At 63.2% G+C, this 21322-nt stretch carries 22 protein-coding genes and 1 tRNA gene; 10 read left to right on the top strand and 13 right to left on the bottom strand.

Annotated elements, in window-relative coordinates:
- Positions 1-25 precede the first annotated feature (25 nt).
- From hemJ to hemE, 3 genes are read right to left on the bottom strand one after another with little or no spacing between them, the layout of a single operon-like run.
- The gene (hemJ, locus tag FMA36_RS05655; RefSeq protein ID WP_159261439.1) at positions 26-475 is read right to left on the bottom strand and encodes a protoporphyrinogen oxidase HemJ; all 450 of its coding nucleotides are present in this window, start codon (positions 473-475) and stop codon (positions 26-28) included.
- On the bottom strand, positions 468-1181 hold the full coding sequence (locus FMA36_RS05650) for an HAD family hydrolase (RefSeq protein WP_159261438.1): 714 nt from the start codon (positions 1179-1181) through the stop codon (positions 468-470). The genes hemJ and FMA36_RS05650 overlap by 8 nt, the downstream gene beginning before the upstream one ends.
- Positions 1182-1184: 3 nt before the next feature.
- On the bottom strand, positions 1185-2246 hold the full coding sequence (hemE, locus tag FMA36_RS05645; RefSeq protein ID WP_159263655.1) for a uroporphyrinogen decarboxylase: 1062 nt from the start codon (positions 2244-2246) through the stop codon (positions 1185-1187).
- 452 nt (positions 2247-2698) lie between these two features.
- Between hemE and FMA36_RS05640 the strand changes: the two genes are divergently transcribed.
- The 3 genes from FMA36_RS05640 to FMA36_RS05630 all read left to right on the top strand — a co-directional run bounded on the left by FMA36_RS05640 (position 2699) and on the right by FMA36_RS05630 (position 4419).
- Entirely contained in the window at positions 2699-3298 is a 600-nt protein-coding gene (locus tag FMA36_RS05640) for a Maf family protein (RefSeq protein ID WP_408885649.1), read from the top strand.
- A 97-nt stretch (positions 3299-3395) separates the two neighbouring features.
- Positions 3396-3471: transfer RNA gene (locus tag FMA36_RS05635), tRNA-Ala, on the top strand.
- A gap of 315 nt (positions 3472-3786) precedes the next feature.
- Positions 3787-4419, top strand: a complete 633-nt coding sequence (locus FMA36_RS05630; RefSeq protein ID WP_159261436.1) for a dTDP-4-dehydrorhamnose 3,5-epimerase family protein — start codon at positions 3787-3789, stop codon at positions 4417-4419.
- 42 nt (positions 4420-4461) lie between these two features.
- On the opposite strand, the gene FMA36_RS05625 is transcribed toward FMA36_RS05630, so the two are convergent.
- Positions 4462-5895: an MATE family efflux transporter gene (locus FMA36_RS05625; protein ID WP_159261435.1), complete on the bottom strand. Its 1434-nt coding sequence runs from the start codon at positions 5893-5895 to the stop codon at positions 4462-4464.
- A 571-nt stretch (positions 5896-6466) separates the two neighbouring features.
- Here FMA36_RS05625 and FMA36_RS05620 point away from each other — a divergent pair.
- Entirely contained in the window at positions 6467-6670 is a 204-nt protein-coding gene (locus FMA36_RS05620; protein ID WP_159261434.1) for a hypothetical protein, read from the top strand.
- Between the two features lie 70 nt (positions 6671-6740).
- Here FMA36_RS05620 and FMA36_RS05615 read toward each other — a convergent pair whose 3' ends face one another.
- The 7 genes from FMA36_RS05615 to FMA36_RS05585 form a co-directional block, all read right to left on the bottom strand.
- Positions 6741-7679 carry an electron transfer flavoprotein subunit alpha/FixB family protein gene (locus FMA36_RS05615; protein WP_159261433.1) on the bottom strand — a complete coding sequence of 313 codons (939 nt, stop codon included), beginning with the start codon at positions 7677-7679 and terminating at the stop codon, positions 6741-6743.
- A 2-nt stretch (positions 7680-7681) separates the two neighbouring features.
- Complete coding sequence (locus FMA36_RS05610) at positions 7682-8431, bottom strand: electron transfer flavoprotein subunit beta/FixA family protein (protein ID WP_159261432.1); 750 nt, start codon at positions 8429-8431, stop codon at positions 7682-7684.
- A 71-nt stretch (positions 8432-8502) separates the two neighbouring features.
- On the bottom strand, positions 8503-10143 hold the full coding sequence (locus tag FMA36_RS05605) for an electron transfer flavoprotein-ubiquinone oxidoreductase (protein ID WP_159261431.1): 1641 nt from the start codon (positions 10141-10143) through the stop codon (positions 8503-8505).
- A gap of 148 nt (positions 10144-10291) precedes the next feature.
- Positions 10292-10933 carry a 2OG-Fe(II) oxygenase family protein gene (locus FMA36_RS05600; protein WP_159261430.1) on the bottom strand — a complete coding sequence of 214 codons (642 nt, stop codon included), beginning with the start codon at positions 10931-10933 and terminating at the stop codon, positions 10292-10294.
- 55 nt (positions 10934-10988) lie between these two features.
- Positions 10989-12353: an oxygen-independent coproporphyrinogen III oxidase gene (gene hemN / locus FMA36_RS05595; protein WP_159261429.1), complete on the bottom strand. Its 1365-nt coding sequence runs from the start codon at positions 12351-12353 to the stop codon at positions 10989-10991.
- A 4-nt stretch (positions 12354-12357) separates the two neighbouring features.
- Entirely contained in the window at positions 12358-13185 is an 828-nt protein-coding gene (locus FMA36_RS05590) for an OmpW/AlkL family protein (RefSeq protein WP_159261428.1), read from the bottom strand.
- Between the two features lie 139 nt (positions 13186-13324).
- A complete protein-coding gene (locus FMA36_RS05585; RefSeq protein WP_240906488.1) occupies positions 13325-13792 on the bottom strand; it encodes a hypothetical protein in 468 nt (155 codons plus the stop codon).
- Positions 13793-14000: 208 nt separating this feature from the next.
- On the opposite strand from FMA36_RS05585, the gene FMA36_RS05580 reads away from it, so the two are divergent.
- On the top strand, positions 14001-14771 hold the full coding sequence (locus tag FMA36_RS05580) for a Crp/Fnr family transcriptional regulator (RefSeq protein WP_159261427.1): 771 nt from the start codon (positions 14001-14003) through the stop codon (positions 14769-14771).
- 107 nt (positions 14772-14878) lie between these two features.
- Here FMA36_RS05580 and FMA36_RS05575 read toward each other — a convergent pair whose 3' ends face one another.
- Complete coding sequence (locus FMA36_RS05575) at positions 14879-16156, bottom strand: AI-2E family transporter (protein WP_408885648.1); 1278 nt, start codon at positions 16154-16156, stop codon at positions 14879-14881.
- A gap of 281 nt (positions 16157-16437) precedes the next feature.
- Between FMA36_RS05575 and pqqA the strand changes: the two genes are divergently transcribed.
- From pqqA to pqqE, 5 genes are read left to right on the top strand one after another with little or no spacing between them, the layout of a single operon-like run.
- The gene (pqqA, locus tag FMA36_RS05570; protein ID WP_010508617.1) at positions 16438-16518 is read left to right on the top strand and encodes a pyrroloquinoline quinone precursor peptide PqqA; all 81 of its coding nucleotides are present in this window, start codon (positions 16438-16440) and stop codon (positions 16516-16518) included.
- 59 nt (positions 16519-16577) lie between these two features.
- Complete coding sequence (gene pqqB / locus FMA36_RS05565; protein WP_159261426.1) at positions 16578-17501, top strand: pyrroloquinoline quinone biosynthesis protein PqqB; 924 nt, start codon at positions 16578-16580, stop codon at positions 17499-17501.
- Entirely contained in the window at positions 17498-18235 is a 738-nt protein-coding gene (gene pqqC / locus FMA36_RS05560) for a pyrroloquinoline-quinone synthase PqqC (protein WP_159261425.1), read from the top strand. The genes pqqB and pqqC overlap by 4 nt, the downstream gene beginning before the upstream one ends.
- Positions 18232-18513: a pyrroloquinoline quinone biosynthesis peptide chaperone PqqD gene (gene pqqD, locus FMA36_RS05555; protein WP_159261424.1), complete on the top strand. Its 282-nt coding sequence runs from the start codon at positions 18232-18234 to the stop codon at positions 18511-18513. Before pqqC ends, pqqD begins: the two co-directional genes overlap by 4 nt.
- Positions 18510-19616: a pyrroloquinoline quinone biosynthesis protein PqqE gene (pqqE, locus tag FMA36_RS05550; protein WP_159261423.1), complete on the top strand. Its 1107-nt coding sequence runs from the start codon at positions 18510-18512 to the stop codon at positions 19614-19616. The genes pqqD and pqqE overlap by 4 nt, the downstream gene beginning before the upstream one ends.
- On the opposite strand, the gene FMA36_RS05545 is transcribed toward pqqE, so the two are convergent.
- Positions 19597-21267 carry a stimulus-sensing domain-containing protein gene (locus tag FMA36_RS05545; protein ID WP_240906553.1) on the bottom strand — a complete coding sequence of 557 codons (1671 nt, stop codon included), beginning with the start codon at positions 21265-21267 and terminating at the stop codon, positions 19597-19599. The genes pqqE and FMA36_RS05545 overlap by 20 nt on opposite strands.
- Positions 21268-21322 lie beyond the last annotated feature (55 nt).

The raw sequence follows: 21322 nt of genomic DNA, 5'->3' as shown, positions 1-21322 counted from the left end.
GCCTGAGCGGGTCCGCCTGATCGGTTCAGAACGGGCGGACCACCACCATTATGACGATGACCATCATCAGCACGGTCGGCACTTCATTGGCCATGCGGTAGAAGCGTTCGGGCCGCATATTGCGATCATGGGCGAAGTCACGCCGCCACCGCCCGCACGCCCCCTGAAAGCCCGCCATGGCGAGCACGCAGGCCAGCTTGACCAGCCACCACCCCGCATGCCAGTCGATCACCCCCGGTATGGCGGCCAGCAGCCCGCCAAACACGAAGGTGCTGATCATGGCAGGCGCCATGATGAAGCGCAGCAGCTTGTATTCCATCACCTTGAAGCGGGCTGATTCCGGTGAACCGGCCACGACCTGACAGTGATAGACGAACAGGCGCGGCAGGTAGAACAGCCCCGCCATCCACGCAATGAATGACATGATGTGGAATGCCTTGAGCCACAGCATGAAGGGAATGAGGGCGCTACCCATTCAAGTGACCCGCCTGTTTGTGGCTGGCCAGGATGCGCGCGAGCAGCGGCACGAACTCATCCAGATGCGCGATCCGCAGCAGCCCCGGCCATTTGGGTGCCGGCAGGTCGGGCGCGCGCAGCAGCACGCAGCCCATGCCCGCGGCCTGCGCCGCACGGGCGCCAGTATCGGTATCTTCCAGCACAATGCAGCATTCCGCCGGCACACCCTGCTGTTTTGCTGCCGCCAGATAGACCGCCGGGTCCGGCTTTGGCTGGCCCATGTCACGCGCGGAGTGAATGTTGGCGGGCGCAATCAGCGCATCGAGTCCGGTGCGACCGAATTTGGCCTCCATTTCCTCTACCGAGGAATTGGAGCCAATACGGTAGGGCAGACCCAGCTTCGCCACACCGCGCAGCATGGCGGGCGCGCCCTCGATGGTTTCCGCCTCATCGCGCATGAGGGTAACGAGATTGCGCTGCATCCGGGCGGGCCAGTCAGCAGGCAGCTTTATGCCCTCCGCATCCTCGATCTCGTGCTTGAGCGCGGTCAGGGCGTGGCCTGCAAACCGGTGCACGGCGTCTTCATCGCTGATCTCGGTGCCATACTCGCGCAGGGTGCGGGCGATCATGCGGCATGACGGGCCTTCGCTATCGATCAGCACGCCATCACAATCGAAAATGACCAGCCTGAGCGCGCCATCGGGGCGCAGGGCGGAGGGCAGCATGGCTCAGACCTCCCTGATAGTCTTGATCAGGTCGCCCACATGCTCGGGCGGCGTGGTGGGAATAACGCCGTGGCCAAGGTTGAACACATGCGGGCGTCCCTTCATGGCATCGCGGATGGCACGCGCTTCCGCACGCATGCCTTCGCCGCCAGCCAGAACGCGGATCGGGTCGAGATTGCCCTGCAGCACCAGCGTGCCGGGTACTTTGTCGGCCACGGCCTTCATGTCCGCCCCGGTATCGAGCGCCATTGCGTTCACGCCGGTTTCACGCCCGTATTCAACCGCCATCAGCCCCGCCAGACGGGGGAAACCAATGACCGGCACGCCGGGATGGCGGGCGTTGATGATGGCGGTGATGCGCTTGGCCGGTTCAATCACGTGCTTGCGGAACTGCGAGGGCGGCAGCAGGCCCGACCAGCTATCGAACAGCATGACCGCCTCGGCCCCCGCCTCGATCTGGTCGCACAGCATATCCGCCGTGGAGGTGGTGAGCAGATCGATCAGACGATCGAAAAACGCAGGGTCGGTATAGGCGAGTTTGCGGGTTTCCTCGAACTCACGCGAGCCATGGCCTTCCACCATGTAGCACGCCACCGTAAATGGCGCGCCCGCGAACCCGATCAGCGTTACCTGTCCCGGTCGGGCCGGGCCGATTGCTTCCGGCCCATCGACAATGGCCCGCAGCCTGCGCAGTGTCTGCATGACCGGTTCGACCGCCTGCGCCACCCGGCCTGGATCAAGCCGGTCGAGATCGGCCTGTGAGCGCACGGCCCCCAGAACAGGCCCCCTGCCGGGCACGAATTCCAGCGACTGCCCCATGGCCCAGGGCAGGATCAGGATATCGGAGAACAGGATGGCCCCATCCATGCCGAAACGGCGGATGGGCTGCAGCGTGATCTCGACCGCCATGTCGGGGGTCATGCAGCGTGTTATGAAATCAGCCTTTTCACGCAATGCCCGGAATTCCGGCAGGAACCGGCCCGCCTGCCGCATCAGCCATACCGGAGGGGGCCAGGTCGCCTCTCCCATCAGGGTGGCGAGCAGGGGTTTGCGTGTTTCTGTCATCGATCCGTCGTTCTGTTTCATTGTGGCCGGACTATCTCGTACTTTCGGGCCGACGGATAGCGGGCAGGGCGCAACGCGCGCGCCCCTTTCAAAACAATAAAAGAAAAGAGAAAGAAATTTCTTGATGTACTTTTAGTGCTGTGGATCACGGGGTACCCATGTTTCCGAAAATGTACCCCGTTTTCCCCACAGTGTGTACCGTTTCCGACTCCAAGGTTTCTCACGGAGTCGGAAAGTTATCCCGGATGTACCGACACAAGGCTGTGTACAACTCACCGGAATGGGGCGGGTACACGTTGTCCACGGTACTCGGTACGGCACAGAATTGTTTGGAGTACTGTCCCCATGTACCCCAGTACTCCAGAGCCCCGAATTAAATGTTTCACTTCCGCAGTACGGAGAGCGCGATGCCAGACGACTCCAGTTTAGTACTAAAGACCGCCCCATTACAGGTGGAGTCGCCACCGATAGTACTTGCCAGCCGCTCGGCTGCACGGCGCGCATTGGTGGAATCGGCGGGGCTGGCGGCCCGGTTCATGGCGGCGGATGTAGATGAACACGCCATTCGCACGGCCATGCGTGCGGGTGGGCATGATGCCAGTGCTGCAGCCCTTGCGCTTGCCCGCGCCAAGGCCCGTGCGGTTCAGGCTGCACCGGGCACGGTGGTGATTGGCGCGGACCAGATCCTGTCCTGCGGGGAGGAATGGTTCGACAAGCCCGAAGACCGCAGCACGGCCCGCGCGCAGTTGCTGCGCCTGCGGGGTCGCGCGCATGTGCTGCATACGGCTGTATGCCTGCTGCATGATGGCCGTGAGGTCTGGCACCATGTCGCCTGCCCCATGCTGCATATGCGCGCGTTCAGCGATTCCTTTCTGGCATGGTATCTGGCAGCCGAGGGCGAGGCGATCCTGTCCTGTGTGGGGTGCTACCGGCTTGAAGGGCGCGGGATCCTGCTTTTCGACCGCATTGAGGGCGAACAGTCGGCCATTATGGGCCTGCCGCTGCTGCCCCTGCTCGCGGCCCTGCGCAGGCAGGGCATTATCTTGCCCTGAATCGAATAAAGGGGGGTTGCATCGCCCTGCGCTTGCGGTTATACCCCCGTCACCGGACTACGGAGGCCATGCAGATGGCCTGCACCGTCGGAACAGTGGGGCCATAGCTCAGTTGGGAGAGCGCCTGAATGGCATTCAGGAGGTCAGGGGTTCGACTCCCCTTGGCTCCACCAGATTCCTTATCTGGTAACCCCCACATTTTATTTATTGATGACCGCGTCAGTGCCTTCATGTTCTGCATGAGGGCTTTATGCGTTCTTAAATTCTGAAAAAGTTTCAGATACCGCCGCCTTTTTTTGAAAAAAGCAGCATTCAAGAAATTTTATTATTTAATATCATATAGTTATTTCAAGGCACACTCTTAATCGGTTCGTAACCGATGCTGCGTTAAAACTGCATTTCACAATGATGAAATAATCAGACCGGACAGCGAGCGGGGCCGTGATGCACCCTTCAACCAATTACCGAACCATGCGGGCATGCTGAAAATGGGAACGCAGCCCAAGGCCCGTTCCCGGCCGGGTTTTTCTGCTTCAGGCAGCACGCGCGCGGGGCACGCCCTCCAGGTCGAGGCCCTGCCGCTTGAAGGCCTGTTTTTGCTCACCCCGCCCCGCCAGGAACACGAGCAGGGCTTGACCAGTCCGGTCTGGCCTGCCGCCCTGCTGGCCCGGATCGGGATGGTCAGCCCTTTCGTGCAGGATCATTATAGCCTGTGGCGGCACAGGGACATGGTGCGGGGGCTTCACGCCCAGGTGGCGCCACATGCCCAGGGCAGGCTGGTGCGGTGCACGCGCGGGGCGATATGGGATGTAGCGGTGGATGTGCGCACGGGCTCGCCTACGTTCGGGCAATGGGTGGGCGTGACCCTGAGTGCCGAAAATGGCAGCCAGTTCTGGATACCGCCAGGTTTCCTGAACGGTCTGTGCACATTGACCGACCAGACGGAGGTGTTTTGCCAATGCACGACCCCCTCCGACCATAGCTGCGCGCGCAGCCTGCGCTGGAACGACGCAACTCTGGGCATTGAATGGCCGGTGACTGATGGGCAGGCCATTGTCTCGGGGCACGATGCGGCAGCACCCCCATTTTCTGCCGTGATCGACTGGTTCCATTACGCGTGACATGCAGCCTGTCCTGCGTCGCTGATAGCCTTGGTCCGATAATCAGGCCGAGTGGTCGAGTTCGTCGAGCTCGATCAGGCCCGCTTCGCCGGTCTGGGGTGGGGGAATGACCGGCATGGCCTGTTCCGTGGCCTGATCACCCGGGTGCAGGCGCCGCACTACGGAAAAAGCGGTGAGCACGGCACAGGACCCGAACAGCACGCTGCCCAGCACCTGCCCCACCTGCACGCCGCCCGGTCCGTAACGCATGCCCATCCACACGAACGGAATGGTGCCCAGTGTCGCCCGCCCCCAGTTGAACAGCGTGGAATACAGCGGGTGGCCCAGATTGTTGAAGGCGGAATTGGCCACGAACAGCATGCCGATGAACACGTAGCCTGCAATGGTCCAGTTACAGAACAGGTGGATCAGCATCGCTGCCGTGTCCTGCGCAGAAAATACTCGCACCACCAGGTCCTGGGTAAGGAACAGGATGGCCCATGTCAGCGCCACGCAGCCTGCCACCAGCCACAGCGAAGCCACGAGCGTCGCCCGCACGCGGTCGAGTTTACCCGCGCCAAGATTCTGCGACATGATCGGCCCCACCGATCCCGTCAGGGCAAAGATAAAGGCGAAAGCCACCGGTACGATCCGCTCGATGGTCGCCTGTCCCGCAACTGCCGCCAGTCCGAACCCCGCCATGGCGTGCGTCACGAACACGCTGCCCACTGGCGTTGCCAGGTTGGTCAGGATGGCGGGCATGGCGACCTGTCCCACCAGCTTTGTGTCGGCCACGACATGGGTGCGCACGGGCCACGCCAGCAGGCCGTGACGGCGCGCGCAGCGAAAGCCCATCAGCGCCACGATACCGCGCGAGAGAATGGTGCTGATTGCCGCCCCCTTCAGCCCCAGCCCGAGGACTACGATCAGCACGGGGTCGGCTATGGCCGAGATCATGGCGCCGATCAGCGTCACATTCATGGAAATGCGCGCAGCCCCGATGGCGCGCAGCAGGCCCGAGCACCCCATGCCGGCTGCGATCAGCGGCAGGCCGGGTGAGATGATGCGCAGGAACGTGGTTCCCTGCCGTGCCGCATCTCCATGTGCCCCGAGCAGGGCCAGCAGGAGCGGTGCGAGCCATGCGGTGAACACCCCGATGAGCAGGCAGAAGCCGAGCATGACAATGCCGAAGGATGACGCGACCCGCTGCGCCTGTTCCATCTTGCCCGCGCCGATCAGCCTGCCGGTGATGGCCCCGATGCCAATCGACAGCCCGATGGAGACCGCGATCTGCACGAAGTTGATCACGCTGGAAAAACCGATGGCCGCCGTCAGAGCCGGGTTGCCAAGCCACGAAATGTAGAAAAGGTTCAGCAGGTCGACAAGGAACACCGCCATCAGGCCAATGGCCCCCGTACCCGCCATGACCACCACATGGCGGACAATGCTGCCTGTGCAGAATGCGGCTTTTGGTCGGGTCGCGGGTTGTCCCCCCATTCGGGTGTCCTGTCTGCTGCAGTGGGGGCGGCCTGGCCGGTGCCGCCATGGTCACACCCCATGATGCGGGGCATTGAAACCGGGCACAAGACCCCTGCTCACCCTGTTTTTGCTGCAGGGCACAAAATGACCTTACTATTGCTGTATATAATAAAATTTGATTGTGCAGTGCAAAATAACCATGACAATTGTGCAGTGCAAAAAAAGTAAAATCGTATTTTTATTTATATTTATTGTTGACGTTTAAATAGGAGGATGGCATAAGGGGTTACACGAAGCCGCTGGCTTCCATAAAAAACCAACAAAATCCGGTCATGATACCGGGCTGAGCGTGTTACCTCCGGTATCAACGTTCTACTGACAGGGTCACCCTATGGGAGGCCCTGTCTTTTTTTGTGCCCTGCCCATGTAATGCCGTAGGGGCCGCAATGGTTGCGGGGCGCGCGTGTAAAGGGCTGATGGCAGCGCGGGAGACCAGCATTTTTACCGCTGGTAGCGCGCAGGGTGGCGCCGTTACGCTGGAGCGGGTTCCCACCCATGGCGGAACCCCTGCATTAAGGGAGGAATACCGATGTCCAGACTGACGGCGTCCGAACGCGATGCCCTGCCCGATTCAGCCTTTGCCCTGCCGGGCCGACGCTACCCCATACCCGACGTGACCCATGCGCGTGATGCGCTGGCCCGTGCAAGCGAGATGCTGCACCGTGGCGACCTGAGCCAGCAGGAATACGACACCGTAGTCGCCCGCGCCCACGCCGTGCTGGAAAATGAATAGACCCGCACAATAAAAAAGGGGTGCCGGACAGACCGCCCGTCACCCTTTTTGCACGACTGGCCCGTAGGGGTCAGCCTGCCTTGTCGAGTTCCGCCTCAAGCTGCGGCAGGATGGTGAACAGGTCGCCCACGATCCCGTAATCCGCCACCTGGAAGATCGGGGCCTCGGGGTCCTTGTTGATCGCAACAATGACCTTGCTGTCCTTCATGCCGGCCAGATGCTGGATCTGCCCGGAAATGCCCATGGCGATATACAGTTCCGGCGCCACGATCTTGCCGGTCTGCCCCACCTGATATTCGTTCGAGACAAAGCCCTTGTCCACCGCTGCGCGCGAGGCGCCAATGGCGGCACCCAGGCGGTCGGCCAGTGGCTCGAGCAGCTTGAAGTTCTCTTCATTGAGCATGCCGTTACCACCCGAAACCACCACGCGGGCGGATTCCAGTTCCGGCCGCTCGGACTTCGAGAGTTCGGTGGCGACAAAGGTGGAACCACCCGGGCCTGCGGGCAGGGCGATTTCCTCGATGGCGGCGCTGCCGCCTTCTGCCGGGGCGGGATCGAAGGCGGAGGCGCGCACCGTAATCACCTTCTTCGCATCAGCCGATTTCACGGTCGCCAGCGCGCTGCCTGCATAGATCGGGCGCACGAAGGTCTCGGCATCGTTGATGGCGACGATATCGGGGATCGGCTGCACATCAAGCAGGGCTGCCGCACGCGGCAGCACGTTCTTGGCCGTGGCGGAAGAGGCCGCCAGAATGTGCGTGTAACCGCCCGCAAGCTGTGCCAGCAGGGCGGCAACCGGCTCGGCGAGTTCGCTGTTGCCCGTGGTGTCGGTTACGGCAAACACCTTCTTCACGCCGGGGATGGCGGCAGCCGACTTCGCGGCAGCAGCGGCATCGGGGCCGGTGACCAGCACATCGACATCGCCGAGCTTGGCGGCAGCCGTGATGGCGGAGCGCGAAGCCTGACGGATCACGCCGCCTTCATGATCGAGATAAACGAGAACGGTCATGATCAGATCACCTTTGCTTCGTTACGCAGGCGCGAAACCAGTTCGGCCGCCGAGTCGAGCTTCACGCCAGCCTTGCGCTCCGGCGGCTCGGCCACGGAGATCACGCTCAGGCGCGGGGTCATGTCCACGCTCAGATCGGCTGGCGTGATCTTTTCCATTGGCTTCTTGCGCGCCTTCATGATGTTGGGCAGCGAGGCGTAGCGCGGCTCGTTGAGGCGCAGGTCGGCGGTGATGATGGCGGGCAGCGCCAGCTTCACGGTCTGTGAACCACCATCGATCTCGCGCGTCACCGTAACCGTGCCATCAGCCACTTCCACCTTCGAGGCGAAGGTGGCCTGCGGTCGGTCGAGCAGGCCTGCAAGCATCTGGCCGGTGGCGTTCATGTCATCATCAATGGCCTGCTTGCCCAGGATGATGAGCTCCGGCTTTTCCTTTTCCACCAGTGCCTTGAGCACCTTGGCGACGGCCAGCGGCTCGGTCACCACATCGGTCTCGACCAGGATGGAGCGGTCAGCACCCATGGCCATGGCGGTGCGCAGCGTATCCTGCGCCTTGGCCTCGCCGATGGAGACGGCGATGATCTCGCTGACTGCGCCTTTTTCCTTCAGGCGCACGGCTTCCTCGACCGCGATCTCGTCAAACGGATTCATGGACATCTTGACGCCAGCGGTCTCCACGCCGGAGCCGTCGGCCTTCACGCGGGGTTTGATGTTGTAATCAATCACGCGCTTAACGGGTACAAGAACCTTCATTGCATATTTGCCTGTCTGTCTTCGGATAAGGGCAATCGGTGTGGCGGATACATACCGTACCCGCCGGGCAATTACATCCCGCCCGGATAGTTCGGGCCGCCAGCCCCCTCTGGCGTGGCCCAGTCGATGTTCTGCGCCGGGTCCTTGATGTCGCATGTCTTGCAGTGCACGCAGTTCTGCGCGTTGATCTGCAGGTGCGGGTCGGTCGCTTCATCGGCCACTTCATACACGCCCGCCGGGCAGTAGCGGCTTTCGGGCGCGCGGAACACATCCCAGTTCACTGTCTTCCACAGCGACATGTTGCGCACCTTGAGGTGGACGGGCTGGTCTTCCTCATGATTCGTAGCCGACAGGAACACCGAGGAGAGGCGGTCGAAGGTGATCTTGCCGTCGGGCTTGGGGTAGTCAATCTTGGGCGCGATCGAGGCCGGTTCCAGCACTTCGTTATCGGCGTGGCGGGTGTGCAGCGTCCACGGCGCGCGGCCACGCAGCAGCATGGCGTCAATACCCGCATACAGCGCGCCGCCCTTCATGCCGAATTTGGCGAAGGCGGGGCGGATGTTGCGCACCGAGCGCAGTTCATCCCACAGCCAGGAATCCTTGATGCGGCGGGTGTAGGAGCCCGGCTCCACGCGGCTGGTGGCCAGCGCCTCGCCCACGGCCTCGGCAGCCAGCATGCCTGACTTCATGGCCGTGTGCGTGCCCTTGATCTTGGGCACGTTGAGGAAGCCCGCCGTATCGCCAATCAGCGCGCCCCCGGGGAAGGTCAGGCGCGGAATGGACTGGATGCCCCCTTCCGACAGCGCGCGCGCGCCATAGGCGATGCGCCGTGCCCCCTCGAAATACGGGCGGAAGGACGGGTGCAGCTTTACGCGCTGCATCTCGTCAAACGGCGAGAGCCATGTATTGGGGTAGTCCAGCCCCACCACGAAGCCGTAGGAGACGAGGTTGTCGCCAAAATGGTACATCCATGCGCCGCCATAGGTCCGGTCATCGAGCGGCCAGCCAAAGCTGTGCTGGATCAGGCCGGGGCGGTGCATCTCCTTGGGGATTTCCCACAGCTCCTTGATGCCCAGCCCGTAGGTCTGCGGGTCCACGCCCTGGCGCAGGTTGTACATCGCCATGACCTGCTTGGTCAGCGAGCCACGGCAGCCCTCGGCAAACAGGGTGTATTTCGCGCGCAGTTCCATGCCCGGCGCGTAATTGCCGGTGGGCTCTCCATCGCGGCCCACGCCCATGTCGCCCGTGGCAACGCCAGCCACGCGCCCGCTGTCATCAACCAGCACTTCCGCGCCCGCAAAGCCGGGATAGATCTCCACGCCGAGTTCTTCCGCGCGCCCCGCCAGCCAGCGGCACAGGTCGCCAAGGCTTACGATGTAGTTGCCGTGGTTGCGCATGTGCGGCATCACGCGGTCAAGAAACGGGACCTCGATGCTGCCATTCCCGGTCAGGTAGAGCATCTGCTCTTCCGTCACGGGGGTGTTCAGCGGTGCGCCTTCCTCGTGCCAGTGCGGCAGGAGTTCCGCCAGCGCGCGCGGCTCGATCACCGCGCCAGACAGGATATGGGCGCCAATCTCGCTGCCTTTTTCAATCAGGCACACGGTGGCATCGGGGGCAATCTGGCGCAGCCGGATGGCCGCGGCCAAGCCAGACGGGCCGCCACCTACGATGACGACATCGAATTCCATAGTCTCGCGCGGGGTCTCGCTCATACCTCTGTTGTCCTCTTGCGTCATGACCGGGATGACATGGGATGAAAGGGGTTACATTTGTATAGGAGTGTTTCCTAGAACCGATTGGTGCGCGAATAAAGCCTTGCGTGCGCATTCTGTTCCGTCGAGCCGCAGGGCGGGGCTGTATTCAGGCGGCATATGGCCTCCGGGCCAGTTCCTCCGTCGCCCGCCATTCGGGACTGACGTAATTGACGATCAGCGTGCGCCGCACCCCGTGCAGCGGCCTGCGCACGAAGCCATGCCATGACTGCGCGGACGGAATGAACAGCAGCCCCGAATTGAACAGCCCCGAGGCCCGCGCCACCGGCGTGCCCTCCGCTGTCATGATATCGGTGCCCCAGTCCATCGCCTCGGCACCCATCGAGAGCGAGACCAGCAGCGTCAGCCGCTTGGCGCCGATATCGGTATGCGGCTCAAGCCAGAAGCCATCGGTATCGAGGCACAGTTCAAGGCGTAGGGCGGCATCTTCCAGCCGGGCGTTGCACTGGCGGGTGAAGCCTGCGCGCGTGGTGGCGTCATCGAACAGGCAGGCCAGTTGGTCGAGTGCGGGGTGGGCCGCGCGCTGGGCGGGGGTTACGAAGAGCCGGTGCCCGTTGCGGCCCGCGCGCTGGCCGCCGCTGTCGCCGCCGATGAACCGCGTGCCGGGCACCCATTGCACAAGGGAGGCGGCAATGGCGGCAGGCAGCACGTCATGCAGTTGCCAGTGGGGATAGGGCCACGGCAGGACGGGGCTTGCGGCAAGGGCGGCGGTGACGCAGTTGGTTTGCATGAAGGGTCTGCTGCTGGCTGTGGGTTTGGGCCGTGCCGGGTGCCACGAGCGCGCGCTAGAGGGCGCTGGCGTGGCGGGTACTGCTCTGGGCCGTGAGGTAGCGGTCAAAGAGTGCTGCGACATGCCGCACGAACGGCCGCCCCTTTTCGGTCAGACGCACTTCGTGGCTCGTGAGAGTGACCAGCCCGTCCGCCACCATGGGCGCGAGGCGGTCACGTTCGGAGTCGAAATGACTGGCGGCCAAGCCGTGGCGGGTGCTCAGCGCATCAAGATCAACCCGCATGGTGCACATGAGCTGTTCAATAATATCGGCGCGGGCGCGGTCATCTTCTTGCAGGCGTACGCCGCGTGCCACGGGCAGGCTGTCGGGGCGGCCCATGAGGCGGGCATAGGCGGCAGCCGAGACGGCGTTCTGCGTTATGCCGCCGGGCAGCGAGGAAATGGCCGAGGCCCCGATGCCGATCAGCACCGGCGCGCTGTCGGTCGTGTAGCCCTGAAAATTGCGGTGCAGCGTGCCCGCCCGCAGGGCATGGGCCATGCTGTCATCGGGGCTGACGTAATGATCAAGCCCCACGGGCAGGAAACCGGCCGCGCGCAGCACCCCGTCCATCGCCGCGCGCTGGCTGATGCGCTCTTCCGCGCCGGGAAGGGCGCCCACGGGCATGAGATTCTGGCGCTTCTGCTTCCACGGCACATGGGCATAGCCGAACACGGCCAGCCGGTCAGGCTTCAGGCTGGCCACGGCCTGCGCCGTGCGGGCAACGCCTTCGGTATCCTGCCGGGGCAGGCCATAGATCAGGTCGATATTGATGGAGGCGACACCCGCATTGCGCAGCGCGTCAAGGCAGTCGCGCGTCTGCTCCCAGCTCTGGATGCGGCCGCAGGCCTGCTGCACGCTGGCATCAAGATCCTGCACACCCATGCTGGCGCGGTTGAAGCCGAGCTCATGCAGCAGGGCCGGGTATTCGGGGGGCAGATGGCGGGGATCGACCTCGATGCTGATCTCGGCATCGGGTGCGATGTCAAAATCGCGGCGGATGGCGTCCATCACGCGGCGCATCGCACTGGCAGGCAGCGTGGTGGGCGTGCCGCCACCCCATTGCAGGTGCGTGACACGGCGGCCAGGGCCGATCAGGGCAATGACGCGGCGCAGTTCCTCGTGCAGCAGGGCGGCATAGGCAGCCCGCGCATCCGCATTGCGCAGCACGGCGGTATTGCACCCGCAGAACCGGCACAGCGTGTCACAGAAAGGAACATGCAGGTAAAGGGAAACCGGCTGATCCGCCGGGAGGGAGGACAGCCAGTTTCGGCTGTCGTCCGGGCCCACCGCATCCGTGAACTGGGCTGCGGTGGGGTAGCTGGTATAACGCGGCAGGTTGCCCCCGTAGCGCGAAAGCAGGGTGCTGTCCGCCGCGTTCATGCCATCAGAACCGGTAGGCGATACCGGCGGAAACGACGGTCGGGTCCAGCGAGTCGTGGGCCTTGACCTTCAGGCTTTCGTCGCTGTTTTCAGCCCAGGCGTGCATGCGCACGAACATCTGCTTCACGTCGAAGTTGAAGAACCAGTTGCCAACAAGCTGGTAATCCACACCGGCGTTGATGGACGGGCCACCGGTAAAGCCGGAGTTCAGCTTGGTTGTGCCCAGTGCGTTGCCTGCGGCATTCATATTGTGGAACCACATGAACGTGCCGCCCACACCCACATACGGGTTCAGGCGCTTGTGGGGGCGGAAGTGCCAGGCCACCGTGACCGTGGGCGGCAGCACCCAGGCGCTGCCGACATCGGTCTTGCTGGTGTGGGTCAGGCTTTCAAGCGCGGAGCCGCCTTCGGCCGAGACTTCGTGACGGGTGCTGGTGGCGATCAGGTCCAGCGAGATGTTGTCGGTCACGAAGTATTCGAACGTTAGTTCCGGCATGACCTGGTTGGTGGTCTTGACGCGGGTGCCGGGCAGCATGGTGTTGTTCAGGCCGATGGCCTTTGCCGTGGCCCACACCCGGCTGTCACGATCTTCGGGCAGCACGCCAACGGCGGACAGGCGGATCATGAAGTCGCCCTTGCCCAGACCGATCTTGGTCGAGGCGCAGGTCTCGAAGATGCCGCAATGGCCCTTCGGCTGTGCGGGAGCAACAGGTGCCGCCAGCGGGGCATTGACGTAGGTGGAAGGGGCGGTCGTCTGTGCGTGGCCCGCCACGGGTGCCAGCGCCGTAGCGCCGAGCACTGCCGACAGGGCGAGTTTGCGAATGTTCTTCATGGTAAGCAGACCCTAATTTCTTTCCCGGCTGGCAGGCAGGCGAGAACGTTAAGAATATTCAAGTTAGTTTGATGTGTGCAGAAATCACGGCCACCTAGCACTCGACCTTGATATGAATCAATCAACCAGGCAGAACTATTTACGTGTTGTGGTCCAGCCTGACTGTTCTTTCGGTAATGTTGCCGTATGAACACAGTTCGGGAAGCGCGCTGTGTGGTTCTGCAACGGGTTTACTATGGGTAATGGTCCGTATGGCGTCACACCCCCACTCGCGTGCCAGTGTCTCCATTGCGGGGAGCAGCGCGTCGATAATGGTCTGCGCGTGGGTGTAGGACAGGGTGATGATGTAGTCCGATGTCAGGGTATCGCCTGAACGCAGGTCAAACCCCCGCCGGAAGGTGGCCATGCCGCACGGTGGCCTGCCATCGCCATAGCGGGCGACAAGAATGCCCTGCCGCGCCCGCGCGCCGGGGCGCGCCAGCCTGCGGCCGATCCGCATCCATTCGCGCAGCGTAAGGTGTGGAAAGGACAGGCGCACAAGCGGATAAAGGAGCGGGACATCGGCGGGGTCCAGTCGTCTGACCATGGGCGGAGGGACGGCCTGCACGCGTCGGGATTTCCTCGGGTTAGGTTTTTTTGTTACGATCAGTCGTGTTTACCTTATATTTCTGGGTTGACCGCATTGATTTACATCAACCCATCCGCCATAGTCTGCGCTCTTGGCGAATGCATTTATTGTATTTCTAGGGAGCCAGGGCATGTCCGGTTACTTCGGCGCCGGAACGCGGGCGCCTGAAAGTGAATTGGAAATTATCATGTCGGATATGCCTTCGTGTCAGTTTGAATCGAGGCCACGGCGTATCGTGATCGGGTCGAGCGGAGTGCAGGCAGATTTCTGCGCCAATTGCAGCGTTCGCCCCACCAGCGTCTGTAGCGTGATCGAACCCTCCGATATCTCCCGTCTTGCCGAGGTCGCGGTGGAAACCATCGTTTCCCCCGGTCGCGGCTTTATCGAGGAAGGCGCGCCCGCCACCGACTTTTTCAATGTGACATCGGGCACCGTGAAGCTTTTCAAGGCCCTGCCCGACGGGCGGCGCCAGATTACCGGTTTCGCGGCGCCAGGGCATTTTCTTGGTCTTGCCGTGTCCGACAGTTATGCCTTTGGCGCGGAGGCGATCGATACGGTGCGCGTGTGCCGCTTCTCGCGCGAGAAGATGGGCGAACTGCTTGATGATTTCCCCAAGCTCGAGCGTCGCCTGCTTGAGGAAGCCTCCAACGAACTCGTTGCCGCCCAGAACCAGATGCTCCTGCTTGGCCGCAAGACTGCGCGTGAGCGCGTGGCGAGCTTCCTGCTTGACCAGATGCAGGCAGGCCTTCTGCCCGGCCAGCCGCCGCCATCAGGCGGTCGGCTGCACCTGCCCATGACCCGCGGCGACATTGCCGACTATCTCGGCCTGACCATCGAGACCGTCAGCCGCACGTTGAGCTGGATGCGCGCTCAGGGCATGATCGAGGTGGGCAAGGGCTATGCCATTACCATCGTGTCAACGGCCAAGCTTGAGGTTCTGGCTGCGGGCAACAGCTAGAGCAGATCCTGTTTGAATGTGAATGTGTGCATTCAAACAGGTGAAGATGCTCGTAAAAACAATAAAGCCAGAGCATTCCCACCGAACCGGTTTTCGGTGGGAATGCTCTAGTCTTCCAGCCGGTCGGGATCTTCATCCGGCGTGGTGCTGTCGGGCATTTCGGTAAAGAGCGGTTTCTGTGGTGCGGGATGGGCCGGACCCCCGACGATGTGGCCCAGCGGGGTCAGGATCTCCACATGGTCGCAGATGATCTTGAACACTGCCAGCAGGGGCACCGACAGGAACGCCCCGAAAATGCCCCACAGCCAGTCCCAGAACATGAGTGACGCCATGACCAGCACCGGGTTGAGCGTAAAACGCCGCGCCAGCACCATGGGGGTTATGGTCTCGCCTTCCGTCAGGTGAATGCACAGGTAGATGGCCGGTGGCAGCAGCGCCTGCCACACCGATGGATAAACGAACAGCCCCACCAGAAAATAGATGATGATGCCCATCATCGGCCCGATGATGGGAATGTAGTTGAGCAGGAACGCCATAACCCCCCACAGCAGCGGGTTTGGCATGCCCAGCAGCCAGCACTGCACCATGTTCACCAGGCCCACGAGGCTGTTGATGATGGTGATGGTGGCCAGATATTCCGACACATTGCGCTCGATCTGATAGGCGATCTGCACCGTGCGGCGCTTGTCGGCAAAGGTGGGCATGATCTCGACAAAGCGCCTGAGCAGGCTGTCTCCCTGCGCGAGCAGGAAGAACAGCATCAGGATCATGGTAAAGAACTGGCCCATGAACGCCTGCGTGCCCAGCAGGATGGAGGAGGAAAAGCGGTCGAGCCCCACCACCCCGCCACCGCCTGCGGGCGTGGACACGATAATGACGTGCCCGTCGGCTGCGGGCTGGTCGGTGGTGGCGGCCGTGCCATGACCGCCTGCGATGGACAGGAAATTATGGATCCGGTCCGAAGCGCCGGTCAGGAGCTGGAATGGCCCGCGCAGGAAGGCCAGGCGCTCCTGCAATGTATTGATCGCCTCGGGCGCGCGCTCCAGCCACCCCGTGGCAGGCACGGAAATGGCGGTGCCGACCGCGCCGACCATGCCAAACACGCACAGGATCAGGCACAGCGCCGCCAGCGGCTTGGGCAGGTGCAGCCGCGTGTGCAGGAAGCGTAGCGGCGAGGACAGCAGAAGGTTGACCACCAGCGCCAGGATCATGGGCAGAATGATGGCCGAGGCGAAATACAGCGTATAGAACACCGCCAGCACGCTGAGCAGCAGCAGGCAGGCCGTGCGGGTGTCGATGCGGCTGTGGCGCATGACCTCGATGGCGCGCTGCTGCTGGACCTGCTCGTAGGATGGCGGCTGGGGGGGCGGTGTCTCGGGCGGCATCGGTTCAGGTCCTGGCTTGTGCTGGCTTGGCCCGTATGGCCGGGGCTGGTATCCGCGTTTCCGTGCCAACCCGCTTCTTATGGCCGTATCGGGCATGCAGGACCAAGGATTTTGGCACATTCCCGCTACGCAACCATTGCAGGGGGCACAGCGGTACACGCTAACGTGAATTTTCAGGCCCCATATGCCCCCACACGCGACTTGAAAGTGGCGGGAGACCGGGCTCAAATAAGCCCTAGACGAAGGTTTCTGCCTTTCGCATACAATCAATGGAGAGTCCCATGGCCTGGAATACCCCCAAGATCGTTGAAGTCCCCCTGGGCGCCGAGATCAACAGCTACGTCTGCGGCGAAAAGAAGTAAGATGGAAACATCGCCGCCTGTCTCGCACAGGCGGCGATTTTCTTTTACACTCTGCGTCCATGATCGACATTATCGTTCTCGGCGCGGCAGCGGGCGGCGGCTTTCCCCAATGGAACTCCAACGCTCCCGGTTGCAGGCGGGCCAGGGCCGGCGATCCGGCAGCCCTGCCCCGCACACAGGCTTCCATCGCCATCAGTGGAGATGGAAAGAACTGGTTCGTGGTCAACGCATCGCCTGACCTGCGCACCCAGATCAACCAGACCCCGGCGCTGCATCCCAGCGAGGGCCTGCGCTCCACGCCCATCGCCGGCGTGATCCTTACAGGCGGCGAGGTGGATACCATCACCGGCCTGCTCACCCTGCGCGAGCGCCAGCCCTTTACCCTTCTGGCCACGCCTGAAGTGCTGTCCATGCTGGACGCCAACCCCATTTTTGAAGCCTTGAACCGCGCGGTCGTGACCCGTGCACCGATGGGACTCGACGCGCCCTTGGCGCTGAAGCTGACCGATGGCACGCCTGCGGGCCTGACCATCGTGCCCTTTGCCGTGCCCGGCAAGGTGCCGCTTTATGCCGAGTCCGGCCCCGATCCTGCCGCCATCTGCGAAAATGGCGAGACGATCGGCCTCGAGATTTCCGATGGCAGCCATCGTGTGTGTTTCGTGCCCGGCTGCGCGCGCATGACCGATAATCTGCGCGTGCGCCTGCGCGGGGCAGATGCCGTTTTCTTTGACGGCACGCTGTGGGTGGATGACGAGATGGTGCGCGCGGGCCTGGGTGAAAAGACCGGCCGCCGCATGGGCCACATGTCCATGGATGGCATGGACGGCACCATCGCCGCCCTGCGTGACCTGGGCATCAAGCGCAGGATTTTCATACACATCAACAATTCCAACCCTGTGCTGCTGGCGGATACGCCCGAGCGTGCCGCCGTTGAGGCTGCAGGGTGGGAAATCTCCCATGACGGGATGAGGATTACGGCATGAGCGCACCCCTGCTTTCCCCCGATGAACTTGAGGCGGCACTCCGCGCCATCGGGGCGGAACGCTATCACAACCTGCACCCGTTTCACCGCGCGCTGCATGACGGGCGGCTGAACCGTGCGCAGGTGCAGGCCTGGGCGCTGAACCGCTATTATTATCAGGCCAGCATTCCCGCCAAGGACGCAACGCTGCTCGCCCGCCTGCCCACGGCGGAACTGCGGCGTGAATGGCGCAGGCGGCTGGTTGATCATGATGGCGATGCACCGGGCACCGGCGGCGTGGCGCGCTGGCTCAAGCTGACCGACGGGCTGGGGCTGGACCGTGCCTATGTGGAGTCGCTTGAAGGGCTGCTGCCCGCCACCCGCTTTGCGGTGGATGCGTATGTGGCCTTCGTGCGTGATCGCTCCATCCTCGAGGCCATTGCCTCATCGCTGACCGAACTGTTCTCGCCCACCATCATCAGCGAGCGCGTGGCGGGCATGCTGCGCCATTATGACTTCATCACGCCCGAGACGCTGGCCTACTTCCAGCCGCGCCTCACACAGGCCCCGCGTGATTCCGATTTCGCGCTGGGTTACGTGAAGGAGCATGCCCGCACGCCCGAGCAGCAGCAGGCGGTGCTCGGCGCGCTGAAGTTCAAGTGCGGCGTGCTGTGGGCCATGCTTGATGAGCTGGAATACGGCTACGTCAATCCGGGCCGCATCCCCCCCGGTGCGTTCCGCCCGGACGCGGCATGAGCGCTGACCTTACAGACGACAGCGTTATCCGCTTCGCACGCGGGGTGCGGCTGCAGCATGACCGCGTGCGCGAGCGCTGGATCATCCAGGCGCCGGAGCGGGCCTTCATTCCCGACCCCATCGCAGCCGAGGTGCTCAGGCTCGTTGATGGCACGCGCACGCTGGGCCAGATCATTGCCGATCTGGCCAGCCGCTTCGCGGCCCCGGTTGATGTGATCGGGCGCGATGTCCATGTCATGGTGAATGACCTCATGACCCGACAGGTGCTGGTGGCATGACCGAAACCATTCTCTCGCCCATGAGCCTGCTGGCGGAACTCACGCATCGCTGCCCGTTGCAGTGCCCGTACTGTTCCAATCCGCTGGCGCTGGAGCCGCGTAAAAACGAGCTTTCCACCACCGAGTGGATCAGCGTGCTCGACCAGGCCGCCGAGATGGGGGTGCTGCAGGTGCATTTCTCGGGTGGCGAGCCGATGAGCCGCCCCGACCTGCCCGAACTCATCCGTCATGCCGTGGGGCTGGGGCTGTACACCAACCTCATCACCTCCGGCGTGCTGCTTAACGAAAAGACCTTCCCGGTTCTGGTGGCTGCGGGCCTCGATCACGTCCAGCTTTCGTTTCAGGATATCGACACGGTAAATGCCGAGCTTGTGGGCGGCATGAAGGGCGCGCAGGCCCGCAAGATCGAGGCGGCACGGCTGATTGCCGCCGATGGCATGCCGCTGACGCTGAACTTCGTCATCTACCGCGAAAATGCCGCGCGCGTGCCGCAGATGCTTGAAGCCGCCGTAAAGATGGGCGCGCGCCGGGTCGAGATCGCCCATACGCAGTACTATGGCTGGGGACTGGTCAATCGCGAGGCCCTCATGCCTACCGCCGCCCAGCTTGAGCAGACCACCGAGGCGGTGGAGGCAGCGCGGAAAAAATACGAAGGCCGCCTGACCATCGATTACGTCACGCCTGATTATTATGCCGACCGGCCCAAGCCATGCATGGGCGGCTGGGGGCGGCGGTTCATCAACATCTCGCCGTCGGGCCGGGTTCTGCCCTGCCATGCGGCGGAGACCATCCCCAACGTCGCTTTCCCCGACGTAAAGCATGACACGCTGGACCATATCTGGCGCGAGGCCCCGCTTTTTACCATGTTCCGCGGAACGGACTGGATGCCCCAGCCCTGCCGCAGTTGTGACCAGCGCGAGAAGGACTGGGGCGGCTGCCGCTGCCAGGCACTGGCGCTGGCGGGTGATGCAGCCGCAACCGACCCGGTCTGCTCACGCGCGCCCGACCACGAGCGGATCAAGGCCGTGCTCGATACCCTGCCCGCCGAGCCGCCGCCATTTCGTTACCGGCGGTATGCGCGTGCTACGGATGAGGTCGGCTGACCTCACCCTTCACGTCCACGCGCGGCAGGCAGATCACGAAGCGCGCGCCCTGCACGTGGCCATCGGCATCCATGCGGTTTTCAGCGCTGATGGTGCCGCGCAGGGCCTCGATGATCTGCTTGCTGATGGACAGGCCCAGGCCGGAATGCTGGCCGAAATTCTCGCTGCTTGGCCTCTCGGAATAAAAGCGGTCGAAAATGTTGTCGAGCTTGGCCTGCGGAATGCCGGGCCCTTCATCGCTGACCGCAATCTCCACCATGCCGCCCGCAGGCACTGCGCTGAGCAGGATCTTGCCATCAGGCGGCGAGAACGAGATGGCATTGCCGATCAGGTTGCGCAGCACCTGCACCAGCCGGTCCTCCACCGCCAGCACCACCAGCCTGCGCTCCGGGCTGTCGCCACTACTCGCCACCGCCATGAAGGGCTGGCCCGGCTGGCGGGTGGCCTGATGAATCTCGGCCAGCACGGAAAGCAGCGGCACGATGGCCACCGGCTCGGCGCGGGTGCGCGAGAGTTCGGCATCCACGCGGCTGGCATCGGAAATATCGGTAATCAGCCGGTCGAGCCTGCGCACGTCGTCATTGATGATCGACATGAGGCGGCGCTGGCGCTCGGGGTCATCAATGCGCAGCAGGCTTTCAATGGCCGAGCGGATGGAGGAGAGCGGGTTCTTGATCTCGTGGCTGACATCGGCGGCAAAGCGTTCGATGGCGTCCATGCGGGCCCAGAGCGCGCTCGCACTGTCCTGTAGCGCGCGGGCGACCTCGCCAATCTCGTCGCGCCGGGCCAGCAGGCGCTCGGGCACCATGTCGGTGCGGTCGGAGGATTCGCGCATGGTATGGGCCGAGGCCGCAAGCCGCAGCAGTGGCCGCGCAATGGTGAGCGACAGATACCACGAGAGCAGGATGGTCAGCGCCAGCGCCATGAGGAACAGCGATAGGATGGAGGAGCGCACCGCAAACAGCGAGCGGTCGACATCGCGCGCCTCACGCGTGAGCTGGATGATGCCCACCGTGGTCTGTCCCGCATGCATGACCGGCTCGGCCACCGTGACCATAAGCTGGTGGTCGGCGTTGCGGCGGATATAGGGCGGAATTTCCATCACCCGCGTGCCATCAGGCTGGGTGACCGGCTGGATCGACGGATCTGAATCCGGCGTGTCCAGCGTCATGATCCGCTCGCCCGAGAGCGTGGGCAACTGCGCCAGAAGCCAGTTATACAGCCGCTCGCCCATATTGATCGAGGCCCCGCGGGGGGGGGCTGTGTGCTCATCTTCCTCTGCCGGTGGCAGGGGGGTGGCCTTGATGCCGAATCCTGCCTGTTCCACGCGGCTGTCGGCCACGACCTGTCCATCGGGGGCGAACAGGCGGGCATGCGCACTCGGGCTGGGCTCGGTCAGGCGCAAAAGCAGCGGGCCTGCAAGCTCAGGCGCCAGGGTCACGTCGCGGCGCGATACGATCACCGCACTCTGCCCCAGCGCACCGGCATAGATGCGCGCCTGCTCGCGCAGGGCCGAGACCTCGGCCTCAAGCAGGCTGTTCTGGAACTGGGTCAGGTACAGCAGCGTCAGCGCCAGCAGGCCAAGCGGCAGCGTATTGACCAGAAGGATTCGCCGCATGAGCGGCGAGACCAGCCGCGTGCGGTATTCCATGAATTCCGCAACCGCATTCTGCTGCTCCCCGCTCCACCGCCGGGGCAGCAGGCGG

The sequence above is a fragment of the Komagataeibacter xylinus genome (genome assembly GCF_009834365.1).
In the GTDB taxonomy this organism is placed as follows: domain Bacteria; phylum Pseudomonadota; class Alphaproteobacteria; order Acetobacterales; family Acetobacteraceae; genus Komagataeibacter; species Komagataeibacter xylinus_D.
Note: the sequence above shows the minus strand (reverse complement) of the source record. Positions and strands in the feature narration are given on the sequence as shown.

What these genes read in the sequence shown, in the direction of transcription:
- pqqE (WP_159261423.1), top strand. Translation starts at nt 18,510, where the DNA reads ATGACCGAAACCATTCTCTCGCCCATGAGCCTGCTGGCGGAACTCACG.
- FMA36_RS05600 (WP_159261430.1), bottom strand. Translation starts at nt 10,933, where the DNA reads ATGCAAACCAACTGCGTCACCGCCGCCCTTGCCGCAAGCCCCGTCCTG.
- FMA36_RS05575 (WP_408885648.1), bottom strand. Translation starts at nt 16,156, where the DNA reads ATGCCGCCCGAGACACCGCCCCCCCAGCCGCCATCCTACGAGCAGGTC.
- FMA36_RS05650 (WP_159261438.1), bottom strand. Translation starts at nt 1,181, where the DNA reads ATGCTGCCCTCCGCCCTGCGCCCCGATGGCGCGCTCAGGCTGGTCATT.
- FMA36_RS05615 (WP_159261433.1), bottom strand. Translation starts at nt 7,679, where the DNA reads ATGACCGTTCTCGTTTATCTCGATCATGAAGGCGGCGTGATCCGTCAG.
- FMA36_RS05580 (WP_159261427.1), top strand. Translation starts at nt 14,001, where the DNA reads ATGTCGGATATGCCTTCGTGTCAGTTTGAATCGAGGCCACGGCGTATC.
- hemJ (WP_159261439.1), bottom strand. Translation starts at nt 475, where the DNA reads ATGGGTAGCGCCCTCATTCCCTTCATGCTGTGGCTCAAGGCATTCCAC.
- FMA36_RS05620 (WP_159261434.1), top strand. Translation starts at nt 6,467, where the DNA reads ATGTCCAGACTGACGGCGTCCGAACGCGATGCCCTGCCCGATTCAGCC.
- pqqC (WP_159261425.1), top strand. Translation starts at nt 17,498, where the DNA reads ATGAGCGCACCCCTGCTTTCCCCCGATGAACTTGAGGCGGCACTCCGC.
- FMA36_RS05605 (WP_159261431.1), bottom strand. Translation starts at nt 10,143, where the DNA reads ATGAGCGAGACCCCGCGCGAGACTATGGAATTCGATGTCGTCATCGTA.
- FMA36_RS05545 (WP_240906553.1), bottom strand. Translation starts at nt 21,267, where the DNA reads ATGGAATACCGCACGCGGCTGGTCTCGCCGCTCATGCGGCGAATCCTT.
- FMA36_RS05610 (WP_159261432.1), bottom strand. Translation starts at nt 8,431, where the DNA reads ATGAAGGTTCTTGTACCCGTTAAGCGCGTGATTGATTACAACATCAAA.
- hemE (WP_159263655.1), bottom strand. Translation starts at nt 2,246, where the DNA reads ATGACAGAAACACGCAAACCCCTGCTCGCCACCCTGATGGGAGAGGCG.
- FMA36_RS05625 (WP_159261435.1), bottom strand. Translation starts at nt 5,895, where the DNA reads ATGGGGGGACAACCCGCGACCCGACCAAAAGCCGCATTCTGCACAGGC.
- pqqA (WP_010508617.1), top strand. Translation starts at nt 16,438, where the DNA reads ATGGCCTGGAATACCCCCAAGATCGTTGAAGTCCCCCTGGGCGCCGAG.
- FMA36_RS05590 (WP_159261428.1), bottom strand. Translation starts at nt 13,185, where the DNA reads ATGAAGAACATTCGCAAACTCGCCCTGTCGGCAGTGCTCGGCGCTACG.
- pqqB (WP_159261426.1), top strand. Translation starts at nt 16,578, where the DNA reads ATGATCGACATTATCGTTCTCGGCGCGGCAGCGGGCGGCGGCTTTCCC.
- FMA36_RS05630 (WP_159261436.1), top strand. Translation starts at nt 3,787, where the DNA reads ATGGGAACGCAGCCCAAGGCCCGTTCCCGGCCGGGTTTTTCTGCTTCA.
- hemN (WP_159261429.1), bottom strand. Translation starts at nt 12,353, where the DNA reads ATGAACGCGGCGGACAGCACCCTGCTTTCGCGCTACGGGGGCAACCTG.
- pqqD (WP_159261424.1), top strand. Translation starts at nt 18,232, where the DNA reads ATGAGCGCTGACCTTACAGACGACAGCGTTATCCGCTTCGCACGCGGG.